15 protein-coding genes are annotated in these 22,350 nt (G+C 39.4%); 11 read left to right on the top strand and 4 right to left on the bottom strand.

The window, feature by feature from the left end; all coding sequences use genetic code 11:
- Nucleotides 1-29: 29 nt before the first annotated feature.
- From B7692_RS00350 to B7692_RS00335, 4 genes are all read left to right on the top strand, one after another.
- Nucleotides 30-347, top strand: a complete 318-nt coding sequence (locus tag B7692_RS00350) for a PTS lactose/cellobiose transporter subunit IIA (RefSeq protein WP_001078320.1) — start codon at nucleotides 30-32, stop codon at nucleotides 345-347.
- A complete protein-coding gene (locus B7692_RS00345; RefSeq protein WP_084924483.1) occupies nucleotides 347-2,038 on the top strand; it encodes a lactose-specific PTS transporter subunit EIIC in 1,692 nt (563 codons plus the stop codon). Before B7692_RS00350 ends, B7692_RS00345 begins: the two co-directional genes overlap by 1 nt.
- Before the next feature lie 462 nt (nucleotides 2,039-2,500).
- Nucleotides 2,501-3,907: a 6-phospho-beta-galactosidase gene (gene lacG / locus B7692_RS00340; protein WP_084929579.1), complete on the top strand. Its 1,407-nt coding sequence runs from the start codon at nucleotides 2,501-2,503 to the stop codon at nucleotides 3,905-3,907.
- A 41-nt stretch (nucleotides 3,908-3,948) separates the two neighbouring features.
- Complete coding sequence (locus tag B7692_RS00335) at nucleotides 3,949-4,206, top strand: DUF3884 family protein (protein WP_000471578.1); 258 nt, start codon at nucleotides 3,949-3,951, stop codon at nucleotides 4,204-4,206.
- 104 nt (nucleotides 4,207-4,310) lie between these two features.
- Here the strand turns inward: B7692_RS00335 and B7692_RS00330 are convergent, their stop codons facing one another.
- The 4 genes from B7692_RS00330 to nrdH form a co-directional block, all read right to left on the bottom strand.
- The gene (locus B7692_RS00330) at nucleotides 4,311-5,078 is read right to left on the bottom strand and encodes a DeoR/GlpR family DNA-binding transcription regulator (protein WP_084929578.1); all 768 of its coding nucleotides are present in this window, start codon (nucleotides 5,076-5,078) and stop codon (nucleotides 4,311-4,313) included.
- A 142-nt stretch (nucleotides 5,079-5,220) separates the two neighbouring features.
- Nucleotides 5,221-6,183 (bottom strand): class 1b ribonucleoside-diphosphate reductase subunit beta, encoded by a 963-nt coding sequence (gene nrdF / locus B7692_RS00325; protein WP_000451386.1) that lies wholly within the window; start codon nucleotides 6,181-6,183, stop codon nucleotides 5,221-5,223.
- Nucleotides 6,184-6,372: 189 nt separating this feature from the next.
- Nucleotides 6,373-8,532: a class 1b ribonucleoside-diphosphate reductase subunit alpha gene (gene nrdE, locus B7692_RS00320; protein ID WP_084929577.1), complete on the bottom strand. Its 2,160-nt coding sequence runs from the start codon at nucleotides 8,530-8,532 to the stop codon at nucleotides 6,373-6,375.
- Nucleotides 8,533-8,612: 80 nt separating this feature from the next.
- Nucleotides 8,613-8,831 carry a glutaredoxin-like protein NrdH gene (gene nrdH / locus B7692_RS00315; RefSeq protein WP_000259240.1) on the bottom strand — a complete coding sequence of 73 codons (219 nt, stop codon included), beginning with the start codon at nucleotides 8,829-8,831 and terminating at the stop codon, nucleotides 8,613-8,615.
- A gap of 350 nt (nucleotides 8,832-9,181) precedes the next feature.
- On the opposite strand from nrdH, the gene B7692_RS00310 reads away from it, so the two are divergent.
- The 7 genes from B7692_RS00310 (at nucleotide 9,182) to B7692_RS00280 (ending at nucleotide 22,219) form a co-directional block, all read left to right on the top strand.
- Nucleotides 9,182-9,445 carry a phosphocarrier protein HPr gene (locus B7692_RS00310; RefSeq protein WP_000146949.1) on the top strand — a complete coding sequence of 88 codons (264 nt, stop codon included), beginning with the start codon at nucleotides 9,182-9,184 and terminating at the stop codon, nucleotides 9,443-9,445.
- Nucleotides 9,446-9,450: 5 nt separating this feature from the next.
- Nucleotides 9,451-11,184 carry a phosphoenolpyruvate--protein phosphotransferase gene (gene ptsP / locus B7692_RS00305; RefSeq protein WP_004254499.1) on the top strand — a complete coding sequence of 578 codons (1,734 nt, stop codon included), beginning with the start codon at nucleotides 9,451-9,453 and terminating at the stop codon, nucleotides 11,182-11,184.
- 142 nt (nucleotides 11,185-11,326) lie between these two features.
- A complete protein-coding gene (adcAII, locus tag B7692_RS00300) occupies nucleotides 11,327-12,244 on the top strand; it encodes a zinc-binding lipoprotein AdcAII (RefSeq protein WP_084929576.1) in 918 nt (305 codons plus the stop codon).
- 7 nt (nucleotides 12,245-12,251) lie between these two features.
- Complete coding sequence (locus B7692_RS00295) at nucleotides 12,252-14,780, top strand: pneumococcal-type histidine triad protein (protein WP_084929575.1); 2,529 nt, start codon at nucleotides 12,252-12,254, stop codon at nucleotides 14,778-14,780.
- 157 nt (nucleotides 14,781-14,937) lie between these two features.
- A complete protein-coding gene (locus B7692_RS00290; RefSeq protein WP_084929574.1) occupies nucleotides 14,938-17,535 on the top strand; it encodes a pneumococcal-type histidine triad protein in 2,598 nt (865 codons plus the stop codon).
- Nucleotides 17,536-17,715: 180 nt separating this feature from the next.
- Nucleotides 17,716-18,606, top strand: a complete 891-nt coding sequence (gene adcAII / locus B7692_RS00285) for a zinc-binding lipoprotein AdcAII (protein ID WP_419991792.1) — start codon at nucleotides 17,716-17,718, stop codon at nucleotides 18,604-18,606.
- A 7-nt stretch (nucleotides 18,607-18,613) separates the two neighbouring features.
- Nucleotides 18,614-22,219: a pneumococcal-type histidine triad protein gene (locus tag B7692_RS00280; RefSeq protein ID WP_084929572.1), complete on the top strand. Its 3,606-nt coding sequence runs from the start codon at nucleotides 18,614-18,616 to the stop codon at nucleotides 22,217-22,219.
- Nucleotides 22,220-22,350 lie beyond the last annotated feature (131 nt).

The raw sequence follows: 22,350 nt of genomic DNA, 5'->3' as shown, positions 1-22,350 counted from the left end.
AATTAAAAATACCTAAGGAGAATTCTATCATGAATAGAGAAGAAGTAACATTGTTAGGTTTTGAAATCGTAGCCTATGCTGGCGATGCTCGTTCAAAACTATTGGAAGCCTTGAAAGCTGCTGAAGCTGGCGATTTTGCGAAAGCAGATAGCTTAGTCGAGGAAGCTGGTTCTTGCATTGCAGAGGCTCACCACGCGCAAACAAGTCTATTGGCTAAGGAAGCTTCAGGTGAGGACTTAGCCTATAGTGTAACCATGATGCATGGCCAAGACCACTTGATGACAACTATCTTATTAAAAGATTTGATGCACCATTTAATTGAACTCTACAAGAGAGGAGTTAAGTAATGAATAAATTAATTGCATTTATTGAGAAAGGAAAGCCTTTCTTTGAGAAACTATCTCGTAATATCTACCTTCGTGCCATTCGTGATGGTTTCATTGCAGGTATGCCTGTTATTCTCTTCTCAAGTATCTTTATCTTGATTGCCTTTGTACCAAACTCATGGGGCTTTAAATGGTCTGATGAAGTTGTAGCCTTTCTGATGAAACCTTATAGCTATTCTATGGGGATTCTAGCTCTCTTGGTAGCTGGTACAACAGCTAAGTCATTGACTGACTCAGTAAACCGTAGCATGGAGAAAACCAATCAAATCAACTATATGTCAACACTGTTAGCAGCGATTGTTGGTTTGTTGATGTTAGCAGCTGATCCTATCGAAAATGGTCTAGCTACTGGATTCTTGGGGACAAAAGGTTTGCTTTCAGCCTTCCTTGCTGCCTTTGTTACCGTAGCTATCTATAAGATTTGTGTTAAGAACAATGTCACTATTCGCATGCCTGACGAAGTTCCACCAAATATCTCACAAGTCTTTAAAGATGTGATTCCATTCACTCTCTCAGTTGTTTCACTTTATGCTCTTGATTTACTAGCTCGTCATTTTGTTGGTGCTAGTGTAGCAGAATCAATCGGTAAATTCTTTGCACCATTATTCTCTGCTGCTGATGGTTATCTAGGTATCACCATTATCTTTGGTGCCTTTGCCTTCTTCTGGTTTGTTGGTATCCATGGTCCATCTATCGTTGAGCCTGCTATCGCAGCTATTACATATGCAAATGCCGAAGTAAACTTGAACCTTCTCCAACAAGGTATGCACGCTGACAAGATTCTTACTTCTGGTACACAAATGTTTATCGTTACCATGGGTGGTACTGGTGCGACACTGGTTGTTCCATTCATGTTCATGTGGTTAACAAAATCAAAACGTAACCGTGCAATCGGTCGTGCTTCAGTAGTTCCAACTTTCTTTGGTGTAAACGAACCAATCTTGTTTGGTGCACCTCTTGTATTGAACCCAATCTTCTTCATTCCATTTATCTTTGCTCCAATCGCGAACGTTTGGATCTTCAAATTCTTTATTGAAACACTTGGAATGAATTCATTTACTGCTAATCTACCATGGACAACCCCAGCTCCACTAGGTCTAGTTCTTGGTACTAATTTCCAAGTTCTATCATTCATTCTTGCTGTCCTTCTAATTGTGGTTGACGTAGTCATTTATTATCCATTCCTTAAGGTCTATGATGAACAAATTCTAGAAGAAGAGCGTTCAGGTAAGTCTAATGATGAATTGAAAGAAAAAGTTGCTGCAAACTTCAACACTGCGAAAGCAGATGCTATTCTTGAAAAAGCAGGTGTAGAAGCAGCTCAAAATACAATTACAAAAGAAACAAATGTCTTAGTTCTTTGTGCTGGTGGAGGTACAAGTGGTCTCCTTGCAAATGCTTTGAATAAGGCAGCTGCAGAATACAATGTTCCTGTGAAAGCAGCAGCAGGTGGCTATGGTGCTCACCGTGAAATGTTACCAGAGTTTGATCTAGTTATCCTTGCCCCTCAAGTTGCTTCAAACTTTGAAGATATGAAGGCAGAAACAGATAAACTCGGTATTAAACTTGCCAAGACAGAAGGTGCTCAATACATCAAATTAACCCGTGATGGAAAAGGTGCTCTTGCATTTGTACAAGCTCAATTCGATTAACGATAGGGACTGTGAAACAGTCTCCTCTTGTTACGGAAATCGCTATGGCGAATTTCCTAATCGCCTTGTTAATTCGTTGGTAAAAAGATATCGTTTTTACCTCCTCATGTCACAATTCGATTAAGGCTAGGGACTCTGAAATAGTCTCCTATCGTTGCGGAAATCGCTATGGCGAATTTCCTAATCGCCTTGTTAATTCGTTGGTAAAAAGATATCGTTTTTACCTCCTCATGTCACAATTCGATTAAGGCTAGGGACTCTGAAATAGTCTCCTATCGTTGCGGAAATCGCTATGGCGAATTTCCTAATCGCCTTATTAATTCGTCGGTAAAAAGATATCGTTTTTACCTCCTCATGTCACAATTCGGTGACTTGGTACAAGAAGTGAGATGGAGAAGGATGGCTCACTGACTCCTCTCCTCTCACTTTTACTTTATTTAAATCAAGAAATAGGTGAAAAAAATGACAAAAACATTACCAAAAGACTTTATTTTCGGTGGCGCAACTGCTGCTTATCAAGCAGAAGGCGCTACACATACTGATGGAAAAGGACCAGTTGCTTGGGATAAATATCTTGAAGATAACTACTGGTACACTGCGGAGCCAGCTAGTGATTTTTACAATCGATATCCAGTTGACCTCGAGCTAGCAGAAGAGTATGGTGTCAATGGCATTCGAATTTCTATTGCTTGGTCACGTATTTTCCCAACAGGCTACGGCCAAGTAAATCAAAAGGGTGTTGAGTATTATCATAATCTATTTGCAGAGTGTCACAAACGTCATGTTGAGCCCTTTGTAACTCTTCATCACTTTGATACGCCAGAAGCTCTCCACTCAAATGGAGACTTCTTAAACCGTGAAAATATTGAACACTTTGTAGACTACGCTGCCTTCTGTTTTGAAGAATTCCCAGAAGTAAACTATTGGACAACCTTTAATGAAATTGGGCCAATTGGTGATGGTCAATACTTGGTTGGAAAATTCCCTCCAGGTATTCAGTACGACCTTGCCAAAGTTTTCCAATCGCACCACAATATGATGGTTTCTCATGCGCGTGCAGTTAAGCTATATAAAGATAAAGGTTATAAAGGTGAAATTGGTGTTGTTCACGCACTGCCAACCAAGTATCCTTTAGATCCTAAAAATCCAGCAGATGTTCGTGCAGCTGAGTTGGAAGATATCATCCACAATAAATTTATCTTGGATGCAACTTATCTAGGTCACTATTCAGCTGAAACGATGGAAGGCGTCAACCATATCTTATCAGTCAATGGTGGTAGCTTGGATCTTCGTGAAGAAGATTTCACAGCATTAGAAGCTGCGAAAGACTTGAATGATTTTCTAGGCATCAACTATTATATGAGTGACTGGATGGAAGCCTTTGATGGAGAAACTGAAATTATCCATAATGGTAAGGGTGAGAAAGGAAGCTCTAAATACCAAATCAAAGGTGTTGGTCGTCGTGTAGCTCCTGACTATGTACCACGTACGGATTGGGATTGGATTATCTACCCTCAAGGTTTGTATGACCAAATCATGCGCGTGAAGAAAGATTATCCGAACTATAAGAAGATTTACATCACTGAAAATGGACTTGGTTATAAAGATGAGTTTGTAGACAATACTGTTTATGATGATGGCCGTATTGATTATGTCAAACAACACTTAGAGGTCTTATCTGATGCGATTGCTGATGGTGCAAACGTCAAAGGATACTTCATCTGGTCATTGATGGACGTCTTCTCATGGTCAAACGGTTATGAAAAACGTTACGGTCTCTTCTATGTAGACTTTGAAACTCAAGAACGTTATCCTAAGAAATCAGCTCACTGGTACAAGAAAGTAGCAGAAAGTCAGATTATAGACTAGTAGAATGAGTAATTAGATATAGAATTCTAGTGAGGCAAAAGATGTTCAAAGATTTTATCCAATCTATTTATGAAAAAGTTTATATTATCAATTTTGATAAATGTTCTCAAATACCTTGTTTGACGAATGAGGAGCTGAAAAAACTTGGGAAATGGTATGTCTCTACCGGTAAAGAATGGATTTGCCATTCAGACTATGAGCTGGAAGAATTTAAAAATATCTTTTTAAACTTTATCAGTCCTGAAGAACGGGATAATATCTCCTTTGATTCAGATTTTATGCCGTTTCAACAATCATAAAGAATCTAGGAAACTCTTTGTAAAAATCTTCATCAAAAAATGCGTCATATAAAGATTTTTATTTTCTTGATATGACGCATTTTATATTTTATCAATCCTCAGTTTTATGGTTTAGAAAGAATAATTTTTGTTTGTTTTGAAAGTTGTTCAAACGTTTCTTTGCTCAGTTTAGAATCTGAAACGATGGTATCAATATCAGAGATATTGTAGAAGGTATAGAAATCAAATTTATTGAACTTACTATGGTCAGCTAGTAAGTATTTTTTATTGGAATTATTGAGGGCGATGCGTTGAGATTCACCTTCCTCTTCACTAAAGGTCGCAATCGCATTGTCCTGAATACCATTACAGCTAACGAAGGCTTTAGAAAATTGCAAATTGGCCAAGTTTTGCAAGGTTAGTGTTCCGACAAAGGCTCCAGTGATAGAGCGATAGTTTCCACCTATTAAAATCAAATCTGTTAGTTTTCGTTCGTTTAAGATGAGAAAGACTGGTAAACTGTTTGTTACAACACGAATATTATCAATTGGAAGTTCACGGGCAAAACATTCCAAGGTTGTCCCTGGACCAATAAAAATGGTTTCACCCTCATCAATTAAATGGCCTGCAAAACGGCTGATTTCTTGTTTTTCTGCAATCTGTAAGCTTTGTTTTTCAATATTGGAACGTTCATTGTTTAAAATAGAACCTGTGCGAATTTTCTCAGCTCCCCCGTGCACCCGAACAAGTAAATCCTTGTCTGCTAACTCTTGCAAGTAGCGTCTAGCAGTCATATCTGATACATCCAAGCGAGTCATGATTTCTTTTACAGTAATAGTTCCTTTTGTATTTACCGTTTCTAGAATATTATCTAGTTTTTCCTGCTTTAACATCGTTATCACCTCTATTTCTATTACTATTTTATCATAAAGTATTCAATCAATCAATTTAAAAAACAAAAGAAAACAAAAACAAAAAGATCATGGTTGTTTTAAACAAACCATGATCTTTTTATCACTTATAAAATAGATGACCTTAGTCCAAACCGTAGTTGTAGTCATCGTCTTGCATGGCTTCAACTTCACCAAGGAGGTAACCATTTCCGACTTGAGAGAAGAAGTCGTGGTTGGAAGTTCCTGTTGAAATACCGTTCATAACGATTGGGTTGACATCATCTGCTGAGTCTGGGAAGAGTGGATCTTGCCCCAGGTTCATGAGTGCCTTGTTGGCATTGTAGCGAAGGAAGGTTTTAACTTCTTCCGTCCAACCAACACCGTCATAGAGGCTTTCTGTATAGCCTTCTTCGTTTTCATAAAGAGTGTAGAGCAGGTCGTACATCCATTCTTTGAGTTTTTCTTGCTCTTCCTCAGGTAATTCATTGAAACCGAGTTGGAATTTATATCCGATGTAGGTTCCGTGAACAGACTCATCACGAATGATTAATTTAATGATTTCCGCAACGTTGGCTAGCTTGTTGTTACCGAGATAGTAGAGGGGAGTGAAGAAACCAGAGTAGAAGAGGAAAGTTTCAAGGAAGACGCTGGCAACTTTCTTTTCAAGTGGGCTACCGTTTAGGTAGATTTCGTTGACAATCTCAGCCTTCTTTTGTAGGTAAGGATTGGTATTGGTCCATTCGAAAATTTCTTCAATCTCAGCTTTGGTATTCAAGGTAGAAAAGATTGATGAGTAAGATTTAGCGTGAACAGATTCCATAAATTGGATGTTATTGAAAACAGCTTCCTCATGTGGTGTACGGATGTCCGCGCGAAGGGCTTGAACCCCAGTTTCAGATTGCATAGTGTCGAGAAGTGTTAAACCACCAAAGACTTTTCCTACCAAGTCTTTTTCTACATTTGATAGCTTTCTCCAGTCATCCAAGTCATTTGACAAGGGAATACGTGTATCGAGCCAGAATTGCTCCGTCAGTTTTTCCCAAGTTGATTTGTCGATGACATCTTCGATGGCATTCCAGTTAATGGCTTTGTAGTAAGTTTCCATTTTGAAATCTCTTTCTGTGTTTAGTATTGCGAACTCACAATTACTTCTATTTTATCATAATTCTAGAGGAGTATCGCACAAAAAGTCGGAAGCCCGACTTTTTGTTATTTCATAGTATAGATGCTTATTCTAGTTTAGCAGGGTGAATGAATCACTTATCTGAGAAAATGTAGTTCCCTCAAGCAAAGATTAAATCACACAGCTTTCACATTGGTTGGCACCGACTTCTCCACCATCATCTGTAAAGGTACGGACGTAGTAGATAGACTTGATTCCCTTGTTAAAGGCATAGTTACGAAGGATAGACAAGTCACGTGTCGTTTGCTTATTTTCCTTCTTCCATTCGTAAAGACCTTTTGGAATGTCACTACGCATGAAGAGAGTGAGTGAAAGTCCTTGGTCCACGTGCTCAGTTGCAGCAGCATAGACATCAATCACCTTACGCATATCCATGTCGTAGGCAGAAGTGTAGTAAGGAATGGTTTCTGTTGACAAGCCAGCAGCAGGATAGTAGATTTTACCGATTTTCTTTTCTTGACGTTCTTCGATACGTTGCGTAATCGGGTGGATAGAAGCAGAAACGTCGTTGATGTAACTGATAGAACCATTTGGCGCTACAGCAAGGCGGTTTTGGTGGTAAAGACCATCTGCTTGAACCTTGTCGCGAAGTTCAGCCCAGTCAGCAGCACTTGGGATAAAGACATCTTTGAAGAGTTCTTTAACACGGTCTGATTTTGGAACAAACTCGCCAGTCACATATTTGTCAAAGTAGCTTCCGTTAGCATAGTCTGATTTTTCAAAGTTGTGGAAGGTGATACCACGTTCACGCGCGATATTGTTTGATTCTACCAAGGTCCAGTAGTTCATGAGCATGAAGTAGATGCTTGTAAATTCAACAGACTCAGGCGATCCATATTCAATCAATTGTTGGGCAAGGTAGCTGTGAAGTCCCATGGCACCGAGACCAAAGGTGTGGGCTTGGCTATTTCCATGGTCGATAGTAGGAACAGCTACGATGTGCGAACTATCTGTAACGAAAGTAAGGGCACGAACCATAGCACGGATAGAACGACCAAAGTCAGGTGAAGTCATCATGTTAACCACGTTGGTTGAACCAAGGTTACATGAAACGTCCGTTCCCATTTGAAGGAATTCTTGAGCATCGTTGATCAAGCTTGGTTCTTGAACTTGAAGAATCTCAGAACACAAGTTACTCATGATAATCTTACCATCAACAGGATTTGCACGGTTAGCCGTATCAATGTTGACGACATAAGGGTAACCAGACTCTTGTTGCAATTTAGAGATTTCAGTTTCCAAATCACGCGCTTTGATTTTTGTTTTGCGGATGTTTGGATTTGCGACCAATTCATCGTATTTTTCAGTGATGTCGATGTAGTTAAATGGCACACCGTATTCAAGTTCTACAGAGTATGGGCTGAAGAGGTACATTTCTTCATTTTTACGTGCTAATTCGTAGAATTTATCGGGTACTACAACACCAAGTGAAAGGGTCTTTACACGAACTTTTTCATCGGCGTTTTCTTTCTTAGTTGAAAGGAAGGCGATAATATCTGGGTGGAAGACGTTGAGGTAGACAACACCGGCACCTTGACGTTGCCCCAATTGGTTGGAGTAAGAGAAGCTATCTTCGAAAAGCTTCATAACAGGAACGACACCAGAAGCGGCTCCTTCATAGCCTTTGATAGGTGCACCAGCTTCACGAAGGTTGCTGAGGGAAATTCCCACACCACCACCGATACGTGAAAGTTGAAGAGCTGAGTTGATAGAACGTCCGATAGAGTTCATATCATCAGTTACTTGGATCAGGAAACATGATACCAATTCACCACGACGAGCACGTCCAGCATTCAAGAAGGAAGGAGTAGCCGGTTGGTAGCGTTGGTGGATGATTTCATTGGCAATATCGATGGCAATAGCTTCATTCCCATCAGCAAAATAAAGGGCGTTAAAGAAGACACGGTCTTCCATGCTTTCAAGATAATATTCACCGTCATTAGTCTTTAAGGCGTATTGATTGTAAAACTTATAAGCTGCCATGAAAGACTTGAATTGGAAGTTTTGGTCTTTGATAAATTGAGACAATTCTTCCAAAAACTCTGGACGGTATTTCTTGATAAAGGCTGTTTCGATGTAGTTGTGTTCAATGAGGTATTTGATTTTATCTTTGATTGAATCAAAAACCATAGTGTTTGGAACTACATTTTCTTTAAAGAAAGCATCCAAGGCTTCCTTATCTTTATGAAGCATGATTTGTCCATTGACAGGACGGTTGATTTCGTTATTGAGACGGAAGTAAGTCACGTCTTCAAGATGTTTTAATCCCATAAAATTTCCCTTATCTAATTACAAAAGAAAGGCTTCTAAGTTAGCCCTAGAAGCAGTTTCTTCTGGATGATGTACTAAGATTATGCTAATTGTTTCAGTTTTCCTGGTTGGAAACCTGAAAAGACTTCAGTTGGTGTTTGGATAACAGGAGCTGCGCTGAAACCGAGCTCTTTAACTTGATCGATGTACTCAGGTTGCTCATCAAGATTGATTTCACGATAAGCGACATTATTACTGTCCAAGAAACGTTTAGTCATCTTACATTGGACACAGTTGTTTTTAGAATAAACGGTTACCATTGTGTAACTCCTCTTTCAAAATAGATTACTTTCTTAGTATATCAGAAAATAAATTTTTGTCAATGATTTAAAACTAAATATAGTGGTCTATTTTTCTACTCAAGCCCACAAAACACAATATGTAGTGTTTGATTTGTGAAAAGATGATAATTATCCTATAAGTTGTTTTTTGAAAAACTATATCCTGTGTTTTGTTATCTAGAATAGAAGATTTTCAGCAAGTTATCTGAAAGGAAATCGAATAAATCCCATAAAATGCTTGAAAAAAATCCTAGAAGATGATATAATACCAAATTGTAAGGGTTATCACATATAACTCAAAAAAGAAAGAACAAAAGGAGAGTCAAACTATGGCTTCTAAAGATTTCCACGTAGTGGCAGAAACAGGTATTCACGCACGTCCAGCAACATTGTTGGTACAAACTGCTAGCAAATTTGCTTCAGATATCACTCTTGAGTACAAAGGTAAATCAGTTAACCTTAAATCAATCATGGGTGTTATGAGTCTTGGTGTTGGCCAAGGTGCTGACGTAACTATCTCAGCTGAAGGTGCAGATGCAGATGATGCTATCGTCGCAATCTCAGAAACAATGGAAAAAGAAGGATTGGCATAAGGAAGATGACAGAAATGCTTAAAGGAATCGCAGCATCTGACGGTGTTGCCGTTGCAAAAGCATATCTACTCGTTCAACCGGATTTGTCATTCGATACTGTTTCAGTCGAAGATACAAACGCAGAAGAGGCTCGTTTGGATGTTGCTCTTGAAGCTTCTCAAAACGAGCTTTCTCTTATCCGTGAGAAAGCTGTAGGTACGCTTGGTGAAGAAGCGGCTCAAGTTTTTGACGCTCATTTGATGGTTCTTGCTGACCCAGAATTGATTGGTCAGATTAAAGAAACAATTCGCGCTAAGAAAGTCAATGCTGAAGCAGGTCTTAAAGAAGTGACTGACATGTTCATCACTATCTTTGAAGGCATGGAAGACAACCCATATATGCAAGAACGTGCAGCGGATATCCGCGACGTGACAAAACGTGTATTGGCAAATCTTCTTGGTAAAAAATTGCCAAATCCAGCTTCTATCAATGAAGAAGTAATTGTGATTGCGCATGACTTGACACCATCTGATACAGCTCAATTGGACAAAAACTTTGTAAAAGCTTTTGTAACAAACATCGGTGGACGTACAAGCCACTCAGCTATCATGGCACGTACACTTGAAATTGCAGCTGTATTGGGAACAAATAACATCACTGAAGTAGTGAAAGACGGTGATATCCTTGCCGTTAACGGAATCACTGGTGAAGTGATTATCAACCCAACAGATGAACAAGCAGCAGAATTTAAAGCAGCTGGTGAAGCTTATGCTAAACAAAAAGCTGAATGGGCACTTTTGAAAGATGCTCAAACAGTGACTGCTGACGGTAAACACTTCGAGTTGGCTGCTAACATCGGTACTCCAAAAGACGTTGAAGGTGTTAACAACAACGGTGCAGAAGCTGTTGGACTTTACCGTACAGAGTTCTTGTACATGGATTCTCAAGACTTCCCAACAGAAGATGAGCAGTATGAAGCATACAAGGCTGTTCTTGAAGGAATGAATGGTAAACCAGTTGTCGTTCGTACAATGGATATCGGTGGAGATAAGGAACTTCCTTACTTCGATATGCCACACGAAATGAACCCATTCCTTGGATTCCGTGCCCTTCGTATCTCTATTTCTGAAACTGGAGATGCAATGTTCCGTACACAAATCCGTGCCCTTCTTCGTGCTTCTGTTCATGGTCAATTGCGTATCATGTTCCCAATGGTTGCCCTATTGAAAGAATTCCGTGCAGCTAAAGCAGTTTATGAAGAAGAAAAAGCAAACCTTCTTGCTGAAGGTGTTGCAGTTGCGGATGACATCCAAGTTGGTATCATGATTGAAATCCCTGCAGCAGCAATGCTTGCAGACCAATTTGCAAAAGAAGTAGACTTCATGTCAATTGGAACAAACGACTTGATCCAATACTCAATGGCAGCAGACCGTATGAACGAACAAGTTTCATACCTTTACCAACCATATAACCCATCAATCCTTCGCTTGATTAACAACGTTATTAAGGCAGCGCACGCTGAAGGTAAATGGGCTGGTATGTGTGGTGAGATGGCTGGTGACCAAAAAGCTGTTCCACTTCTTGTCGGAATGGGCTTGGATGAGTTCTCTATGTCAGCAACATCAGTACTTCGTACACGTAGCTTGATGAAGAAATTGGACACTGCTAAGATGGAAGAGTACGCTAACCGTGCCCTTACAGAGTGTTCAACAATGGAAGAAGTTCTTGAACTTCAAAAAGAATACGTTAATTTTGATTAATGTCATTAACCTTGTAACCTAGTTGCAAGGTTTTTTTATAGTTTAAAATCAGAAAATCTATTAACTAGTTCATAAAATGCTTGACAATAAAAAAAATTGGAGTAGAATATTAACTAGTTAAATAACTAGTTAAGGAGTTTTTATGAAGAAACAAAATTTGTTTTTAGTGTTGTTAAGTGTCTTTCTTTTGTGTTTAGCTGCTTGTGGTCAAAAGGAAAGCCAGTCAGGTAAAGGGATGAAAATCGTTACCAGTTTTTATCCTATCTATGCCATGGTCAAGGAAGTATCTGGTGACTTGAATGATGTTCGAATGATTCAGTCAAGTAGTGGGATTCACTCCTTTGAACCTTCGGCAAATGATATCGCAGCCATCTATGATGCAGATGTCTTTGTTTACCATTCGCATACGCTCGAATCTTGGGCAGGAAGTCTGGATCCAAATCTAAAAAAATCCAAAGTTAAGGTTTTAGAGGCTTCTGAAGGAATGATATTGAATCGCGTTCCTGGACTAGAAGATGTGGAAGCAGGTGATGGAGTTGATGAAAAAACGCTCTATGATCCTCACACATGGCTAGATCCTGAAAAAGCTGGCGAAGAAGCTCAGATTATCGCTGATAAACTTTCGGAGGTAGATAGTGAGCATAAAGAGACTTATCAGAAAAATGCGCAAGCCTTTATGAAAAAAGCTCAAGAATTGACTAAGAAATTCCAGCCTAAATTTGAAAAAGCGAGTCAGAAAACCTTTGTGACACAACATACAGCCTTTTCTTATCTAGCTAAGCGATTTGGACTCAATCAACTTGGAATCGCTGGTATCTCTCCAGAACAAGAACCAAGTCCAAGACAACTAACAGAAATTCAGGAATTTGTTAAAACCTATAAGGTTAAAACGATTTTTACAGAAAGTAATGCTTCTTCGAAAGTAGCTGAAACTCTTGTCAAATCAACAGGTGTGGGGCTGAAAACTCTGAATCCTTTAGAGGCAGACCCACAAAATGACAAGACTTACCTAGAAAATCTAGAAGAAAATATGAGTGTTCTAGCAGAAGAATTAAAGTGAGAAAAGAATGAAAATCAATAAAAAATATCTAGCAGGTTCAGTGGCAGTCCTTGCCCTAAGTATTTGTTCCTATGAGCTTGGACGGTATCAAGCTGGTCAAGTTAAGAAAGATTCTAATCGAGTTGCTTATATAGATGGTGATCAGGCTGGCCAAAAGGCAGAAAATTTGACACCAGATGAAGTTAGTAAGAGAGAGGGAATCAACGCAGAACAAATCGTTATCAAGATTACGGATCAAGGTTATGTGACCTCTCATGGAGACCATTACCATTACTATAATGGCAAGGTTCCTTATGATGCCATCATCAGTGAAGAGCTCCTCATGAAAGATCCGAATTATCAGTTGAAGGATTCAGACATTGTCAATGAAATCAAGGGTGGCTATGTGATTAAGGTAGACGGGAAATACTATGTTTACCTTAAGGATGCTGCCCACGCGGATAATATTCGGACAAAAGAAGAGATTAAACGTCAGAAGCAGGAACACAGTCATAATCATAATGCAAGCACAGATAATGCTGTTGCTGCAGCGAGAGCCCAAGGACGCTATACAACGGATGATGGTTATATCTTTAATGCATCTGATATCATCGAGGACACGGGTGATGCCTATATCGTTCCCCATGGCAATCACTTCCACTATATTCCGAAGAGTGATTTGTCTGCCAGTGAATTAGCTGCAGCTCGAGCCTTCCTGTCTGGAAAAGGTAATCAACCAAGCTCAGTTGGGTATCGTCCTTCAACAAATTCTTCTAGTAGCTCATCAGAGACATCGAATAGTAGTTCATATGTACAAACGAATCAAAGCAATGTTGAGACAAATATTAGTAGATGGGCTCCAAGTGTTAGCCCACAAGTGGATAATAGTTATCAAGCAAGTCCAAGTGAAGACGTATCCAGTCTCTTGAAACAGCTTTATGCCTTACCGCTTAGCCAACGACATGTGGAATCAGATGGACTTGTTTTTGATCCAGCGCAGATTACAAGAAAAACTGCGAATGGTGTTGCAGTGCCTCACGGAGACCATTATCACTTTATCCCTTATTCTCAAATGTCTGATTTAGAACAGAAGATTGCGAGAATGATTTCTGAAAATTATCAAGGAAATCATACTACTGCAGGTGGTAAAGAATTAAAACCAATTCCGACTCCAAGCCTTCCAAATTTAACTCCATCTCCTGTTTTGCCAGCTCTTAGCTTAAAACCTTTGAAACCTATTGTAAAACCGGCTCCTACTCCAAATCCTAAAATAGACTCAAATTCTTCTTTAGTTAGTCAGCTGGTACGAAAAGTTGGAGAAGGATATGTTTTCGAAGAAAAAGGAATCTCACGCTACGTCTTTGCGAAAGATTTACCATCTGAAACTGTTAAAAATCTGGAAAGCAAGTTATCAAAACAAGAGAGTGTGTCACACGCTTTAACTGCTAAAAAAGAAAATGTACCACCTCGCGACCAAGAATTTTATGATAAAGCATATAATTTATTGGCCGAGGCTCATAAAGCCTTGTCTGAAAATAAAGGTCGCGTTTCTGATTTCCAAGCCTTAGACAAATTAGCAGAACGCTTGAATGATGAATCTTCTAATAAAGGAAAATTGGTAGATGATTTATTGGCATTCCTAGCACCAATTACCCATCCTGAGCGACTTGGAAAACCAAATTCTCAAATTGAATATACCGAAAACGAAGTTCGTATTGCTCAATTAACTGATAAGTATACAACGTCAGATGGTTATATTTTTGACGAACATGATATTATCAGTGATGAGGGGGATGCCTATGTAACACCTCATATGGGCCATAGTCACTGGATTGGAAAGGATAGCCTTTCTGATAAGGAAAAAGCTGCGGCTCAATCTTATACTAAAGAAAAAGGGATTTTACCTCCGTCAGCAGATGCAGATTCTCAAGCAAATCCAACTGGAGATAGTGCAGCGGCTATTTACAATCGTGTGAAAGGTGAGAAACGAATTCCACTCGTTCGACTTCCATACATGGTCGAGCATACAGTAGAAGTTAAAAATGGTAATTTAATCATTCCTCATAAGGATCATTACCATAACATTAAATTTGCTTGGTTTGATGATCACTCATACAAAGCTCCAAATGGCTATACCTTGGAAGACTTATTTGCGACGATTAAGTACTATGTTGAACATCCTGATGAACGTCCACATTCTAATGACGGATGGGGAAATGCCAGCGAGCATGTCTTAGGTAAGAAAGACCACAGTGAAGATCCCAAAAAGAACTTCAAAGCGGATGAAGAACCAGTAGAGGAAACACCTGCTGAGCCAGAAGTCCCTCAAGTAGAGACTGAAAAAGTAGAAGCCAAGCTCAAAGAAGCAGAAGCTTTACTTGCTAAAGTAACAGATGCTAGTCTGAAAGGCAATGCGACAGAAACCCTAGCTGGTTTACGAAATAATTTGAGCCTGCAAACCATGGATAATAATGGTATCATGGCAGAAGCAGAAAAATTACTTGCGTTGTTAAAAGGTAGTAATCCTTCACCTGTAAATAAGGAAAAAACAAATTAATGAAAAATGGGAGTCTCGATAAAGAGACTTTCATTTTTATTATGTATATACGAAAAATTCTTGACAAGCAGTACTAAAAAGAGTAAACTATTAACTAGTTAATTAACTGGTTTATTATTTTGTAGTGAATCAAATAGAGTTAAGAAAAGAGGAAAGAATGAAAATCAATAAAAAATATCTAGCTGGGTCAGCAGCTGCACTTGTTTTAAGTGTCTGTGCTTATGAACTAGGTTTGCATCAAGCTCAAACTGTAAAAGAAGATAATCGTGTTTCATACATTGATGGCAACCAATCAAGTCAAAAGGCAGAGAACTTGACACCAGATGAAGTTAGTAAGAGAGAGGGAATCAACGCCGAACAAATTGTTATCAAGATTACGGACCAAGGTTATGTGACTTCTCATGGAGACCATTATCACTACTATAATGGCAAGGTTCCTTATGATGCTATCATCAGTGAAGAACTCCTCATGAAAGATCCGAATTATCAGTTGAAGGATTCAGACATTGTCAATGAAATCAAGGGTGGCTATGTGATTAAGGTAGATGGTAAGTATTATGTCTATCTAAAGGATGTAGCGCATGCTGATAATGTTCGAACAAAAGAAGAAATTACTCGTCAGAAGCAGGAACACGGTAGTAATCACGGAGGTGGATCTAACGATAAAGAGGTAGTCGCTGCCAGAGCTCAGGGCCGTTATACAACGGATGATGGTTATATCTTTAATGCATCTGATATCATTGAGGACACGGGCGATGCCTATATCGTTCCTCATGGCAATCATTTCCACTATATTCCTAAGAGTGACTTGTCTGCCAGTGAACTGGCTGCAGCTCGAGCCTTCCTAGCTGGGAAAGGTAATCAACCAAGCTCGGTTGGGTATCGTCCTTCAACAAATTCTTCTAGTAGTAGCTCATCAGAGACATCGAATAGTAGTTCATATGGACAAACTAATCAAAGCAATGTTGAGGCAAATACCAGAAGATGGACTCCAAGTGTTAGCCCACAAGTGGATAATAGCTATCAAGCTAGTCCGAGAGAAGACGTATCCAGTCTATTGAAACAGCTTTATGCCTTGCCGCTTAGCCAACGACATGTGGAATCAGATGGGCTTGTCTTTGATCCAGCGCAGATTACAAGAAAAACTGCGAATGGTGTTGCAGTGCCCCATGGAGATCATTATCACTTTATCCCTTATTCTCAAATGTCTGATTTAGAGCAGAAGATTGCGAGAATGATTTCTGAAAATTACCAAGGAAATCATACTACTGCAGGTGGTAAAGAATTAAAACCAATTCCGAATCCAAGTCTTCCAAATCCAATTCCGACTCCAGTCCCTGCTCCAGAGCCTACCCCAATACCAAGTCCACAACCTGTACCAAATCCTCAACCAGCTCCAAGCAATCCAATTGATGGAAAATTGGTAAAACAGGCGATTCGAAAGGTGGTTGATGGTTATGTCTTTGAAGAGAATGGAACTTCGCGTTATATCTCTGCCAAGGAACTTTCAGCAGAAACTGTTGCAGCCATTGATGATAAACTTGCTAAACAAGAAAGTTTGTCTCATGAGTTAGGAGCTAAGAAAACCAATCTTGCATTTGCTAATCAAAAATTTTACAACAAAGTTTATGATTTACTAGCAACAGTTCATCAAGATTTGATTTCCAATAAAGGACGCCAAGCTGATTTTGACGCTTTGGATAGACTATTGGAACGTCTCAACGATGAGTCAAGTGATAAAGTCAAGTTAGTTGATGATATCCTTGCTTTTCTAGCGCCGATTCGTCATCCAGAACGTTTAGGAAAACCAAATGCACAAATAGCTTACACAGATGATGAGATTCAAGTAGCCAAGTTGGCAGGCAAGTATACAACAGAAGATGGCTATATCTTTGATCCCCGTGATATCACCAGTGATGAGGGGGATGCCTATGTAACTCCGCATATGAGCCACAGTCATTGGATTAAGAAAGAAAGTTTGTCTGAAGCTGAAAGAGCAGCAGGTCAAGCTTATGCTAAAGAGAAAGGTTTGACGCCTCCTTCAACAAATCATCAAAGTTCAGGAAATACTGAGGCTAAGGGAGCAGAAGCGATTTACAATCGAGTAAAAGCAGCTAAGAAGGTACCACTTGACCGTATGCCTTACAATCTCCAACATACTGTGGAAGTTAAAAATGGAAGTTTGATTATACCTCATTATGACCATTACCATAACATCAAATTTGAGTGGTTTGACGAAGGACTTTATGAGGCACCTAAGGGGTATAGTTTAGAAGAGCTATTTGAAACTGTGAAGTATTATGTCGAACATCCAAACGAACGTCCGCATTCAGATAGTGGTTGGGGCAATGCGAGCGATCATGTTCAAAGAAACCACAATAGTCAAGCTGCTAACAATCAAACAGAGAAACCAACAGAGGAGAAACCTCAGACAGAAAAAATTGAGGAGGAAAAACCTCGCGAAGAAAAACCGAAAAATGAGAAAGCAGAATCTCCAAAACCAAAAGAACCAGAGGAATCAGAAGAAGAATCACTATCGGAACCAGAGGAACATCAGGTTGAAACTGAAAAGGTTGAAGAAAAACTGAGAGAGGCGGAAGAGTTACTTAAAAAGATTAAGGATCCAATTCTTAAGTCCAATGCCAACGAAACTCTCACAGGATTAAAAAATAACCTGTTATTTGGTTCTCAGGACAACAATACTATTATGGCAGAAGCTGAAAAGCTATTAGTCTTGTTAAAGGAGAGTAAGTAACTATACAACTATTATAGAAGATAAAAAGGGAGCGGAATATGGATTCTGTTCTCTTTTTTATGAAATTGTGTAAAAATTCTTGACATATTTTCTAAATAAAGATAAACTATTTACTAGTTAATTAAATGGTTAAACACTAGTTAAGGAGTTATAGTGAAAAAGAGGACGATTTTAGTATTGATGACCAGTGTATTGGCTCTGGTATTAGCTGCTTGTGGCCAAAAGGAAAGCCAGTCAGGTAAAGGGATGAAAATTGTGACCAGTTTTTATCCTATCTATGCCATGGTCAAGGAAGTATCTGGTGACTTGAATGATGTTCGAATGATTCAGTCAAGTAGCGGAATTCACTCCTTTGAACCTTCAGCAAATGATATCGCAGCCATCTATGATGCAGATGTATTTGTCTACCATTCGCATACACTCGAATCTTGGGCAGGAAGTCTGGATCCCAATCTAAAAAAATCCAAAGTTAAGGTTTTAGAGGCTTCAGAAGGAATGACATTGGATCGTGTCCCTGGTCTAGAAGATGTGGAAGCAGGTGATGGAGTTGATGAAAAAACGCTCTATGATCCTCATACTTGGCTAGATCCTGACAAAGCTGGAGAAGAAGCCCAGATTATTGCTGATAAACTTTCAGAGGTTGATAGTGAGCATAAAGAGACTTATCAGAAAAATGCGCAAGCCTTTATGAAAAAAGCTCAAGAATTGACTAAGAAATTCCAGCCTAAATTTGAAAAAGCGAGTCAGAAAACCTTTGTGACACAACATACAGCCTTTTCTTATCTAGCTAAGCGATTTGGACTCAATCAACTTGGAATCGCTGGTATCTCTCCAGAACAAGAACCAAGTCCAAGACAACTAACAGAAATTCAGGAATTTGTTAAAACCTATAAGGTTAAAACGATTTTTACAGAAAGTAATGCTTCTTCGAAAGTAGCTGAAACTCTTGTCAAATCAACAGGTGTGGGGCTAAAAACTCTGAATCCTTTAGAGGCAGACCCACAAAATGATAAGACTTATCTAGAAAACCTAGAAGACAATATGAGTATTTTAGTAGAAGAATTGAAATGAGGAGATTATGAAAATAAATAAGAAGAAACTTGCTGCTGGTGCAGCTGTTGTCCTCTCTTTAAGTCTTTGTATTTATGCATTGAATCAACATCAGACAGGAGAGAACAAAGATACGAATCGTGTATCTTATGTCGATGGGAAACAAGACACTCCAAAAACAGATACACAAACACCAGAGCAAGTCAGCAAAAAAGAAGATATCCAGGCTGAACAAATTGTTGTGAAAATCACCGATCAAGGTTATGTGACTTCACACGGTGATCATTTCCATTATTACAATGGGAAAGTTCCTTTTGATGCGATTTTCAGTGAAGAACTTTTGATGAAAGATGCCAATTATCAACTGAAAGACGCTGATATTGTCAACGAAGTCAAAGGTGGTTACATTATCAAGGTGAATGGTAAATATTATGTTTACCTTAAGGATGTGGCACATGCGGATAACGTTCGTTCGAAGGACGAAATTGAACGCCAAAAACAAGGTCATACTCACGATGCACCAACATCTAATAGTGCAGTGGCGCTTGCTCAATCTCAAGGTCGCTATACTACTGATGATGGCTACATCTTTAATGCATCTGATATTATAGAGGATACTGGTGATGCTTATATCGTCCCTCACGGAGGACATTACCACTACATTCCAAAGAGTTCCTTGTCTGCTAGTGAATTGGCTGCAGCTCAAGCTTACCTCTCTGGAACGAGAAATCAGCCTAGTGTGACTGACTATCGTCCAAGTACAAATGGGGATGGTCAAACTACCAAGCCTATTCAACAGGCTGAAATACCAAGTAATAAATCCGAGAGTCTTCAAAGTCTATTACAGCAGCTCTATGCTCTTCCAAGTACTAAACGATATGCTGAATCGGATGGTTTGACTTTTGACCCTGCTAAGATTTCAAGCAGAACACCAAGTGGTGTAGCGATTCCTCACGGAAATCACTATCATTTCATCCCCTATACAAAACTTTCTGCATTAGAAGAAAAGATTGCGAGAATGATTCCTCTAACTAGTGACAGTGTGAGACCAACACCATTGGAGAATCCAAGCAAACCAGCAGAAAAACCTACTCAGCAAAACCATCATCATGAGCAAGATGGCGACCATGGAAGTCGGGACCCTAAGCATGAAGAGCATGGACATGATGGAGATGGACATGACCACCATCATGATGAAGACCATGATCATGGTTTTGATGCCAATCGTGTCATCAGTGAGGATGATCAAGGCTTTGTCATGTCACACGGTGATCATAATCATTACTTCTTTAAGAAAGATTTGACAGCAGAGCAAATTAAGGCCGCCCAAGATCATCTGAAAAGTAAAACGCCATCAGTACCAAGTCCAGCCCATGATGATCACGATGAAGATACACACGGTCATCACCATGACGAACATGGCCATGATTTTGATGTCAATCGAATTATCAGTGAAGATGCGGCAGGCTTTATCATGAGTCATGGTGACCATAATCATTACTTCTTCAAGAAGGACTTGACAGCAGAGCAAATTAAGGCAGCGCAAGACCACTTGAAAGGGGCAAATACAGCAACACCAAGTCCAGCTCATGATGACGATCACGATGAAGATCATCATGGACACCATCATGATGAAGACCATGATCACGGTTTTGATGCCAATCGTGTCATCAGTGAGGATGAGCAAGGTTTTGTCATGAGTCACGGAGACCATAATCATTACTTCTTCAAGAAGGACTTGACAGCTGAGCAAATTAAGGCCGCACAGGATCATCTGAAAACACATCATGATGCAGAATCTGTAAAACCTCTTGCTAAAACGGTAGAGTCTTTCTCAAGAGATGCTAGCGATGAAGAAAAGATTGCTTATATTTCTAAGACCTACGGTGTCCCACTTGAAGCTATTAGAATTTCAAACGGCTTCTTTGTCTTTGGAAATCCAGACCAAGCCTACGATCCAACTCATATCCACCCATATGCTGTTCGTAAGGAACATGTGCGTCTTCCGCTACAAACTGGCAATCCAGAACTTGATTTCCTAAACGAACTCTACACGACTGCTTTGAGAGATGGCGTGTCTCCGTATAGCTTACAGGTAGAAAATGGTAGTTTTGTGATTCCTCATGGCGACCATAATCACTACATCAAGGTTCAAACTAAGGGATATGAAGTGGCTTTGAAAAACAAGATTCCAGCCCTGCAATCCAATTATCAACCTGGAGCTTTTGATGAGAAGGCAGTCTTGGCAAAAGTAGATCAACTTCTAGCTGATAGCAGAAGTATCTACAAAGACAAGCCTATCGAACAAAGACAAATTGAGTTAGCCTTAGGTCAGTTTACTGAAAACATGAAGAAACTGGCAACTAACTCTACAGCAGGTTATCTTGCGACACTTGATCTTTTTGATAAGCAATATATCCATATTGATGAAAGTGTCAAACCTGTTGAAACCAGTGCTCTAGATAAGAAATATCAGGCCTTGATTGATAAAATCAATACTCTGGATACAGACACTTTTGGACTTCCTAAGAAAGACCTTCTCGTTCGACTTCAAGAAGCTAAATTGGCTAAAGATGAGGCTGCTTTAGCAGCCGTTGAATCACAACTTCAAGCCTTGCAAGACTTTAATGATCGAACAGGTGTTACAACTGTAGAATACATCAAGTTTTTCTACGAACACGTAAATGACGGTCGTTTGAATGATGAACTTCGAAACAAAGTGGCTCAGTTGACTTGGACCTTGTATCAATCTCAATCCTTCCTAAAGGCAGCAGAATTGAACAAATTATTCCCAAGCATCTATCAGGCAAAACAAGAAGTGGAAGAAGCTTTGAAAGCTCAACCAACTACTGCTAAATCGACTCAGACAGTTCTAGATACTGAAAAAGTTGATAATCAAACTGCCAAGACAGCTATTTATGGCTTCTTGAAAGAATTGTATGGAGATTTTATGCCTGAAGAGCATGTCAATCATGTTAGCAAGGAACAAGTAGAAAGTCTCTTGAGCAAGGCAACACAACTCTTAGATCAAATCCAAGAAGAAGGAATCAGACAATCCTTAGCAGAAGAAGTAGAAAATCTCAAAGTTGCTACAAACAAGGCTGATGCAGACTTGGATGAAGTAAACAGTCAGGTAAAAGATGTCTTGACTCGTATCGCTAGCGCTCTTCAACAAGAAAAGGAAAATGCTGAGCAAGATCCTCAGACACTTGTACTCTATCAAAAACTCTACGATATTCTTATGTCGCTTCATGCTTATTTAGAAAACAATAAGGGTTCTGATGAAGACTTTGATAAGGTGGATGCATTACTAGATCAACTTTCTGCTAAGAGTAAAGATAAGGCTGCTTTACTTGAATTGACAAAAGCTATTCTGGTCTTGAATCAAGAAATCAAGTCAAAATCAAGTGCGAGTGAAGAAGCAACTCCAGCAACAAAAGCTGAATCGAATGCTGATAGCACAAGTGCAGAGAATCAACCAAATGTAGCTACAGAATCTAACAGTGAAACTGCAAGCGACGAAAACAAACCGAGCAACACAACAGACTCTAAACCTGCTGAATCATCTTCAGAAAAGGAAACAACAGAATCTACAACAAGTACTGGAAATCAAGAAAAACCAGCAGAATCATGACCACCCGTCAAACGGGTGGTTTGTCCCAGGGCTATAAGCCCAAATTACCAGCCAGCGCCTAAAGACGCTGGCTTTCACTTTGTTCAAGCCTTATTGCTCTTGACTCGTCACTTGCCTCTCAAAGAGGCTTT

This window comes from Streptococcus mitis, assembly GCF_002096925.1.
GTDB lineage: Bacteria > Bacillota > Bacilli > Lactobacillales > Streptococcaceae > Streptococcus > Streptococcus mitis_AF.
This window is presented reverse-complemented; position numbering and strand designations above follow the sequence as displayed.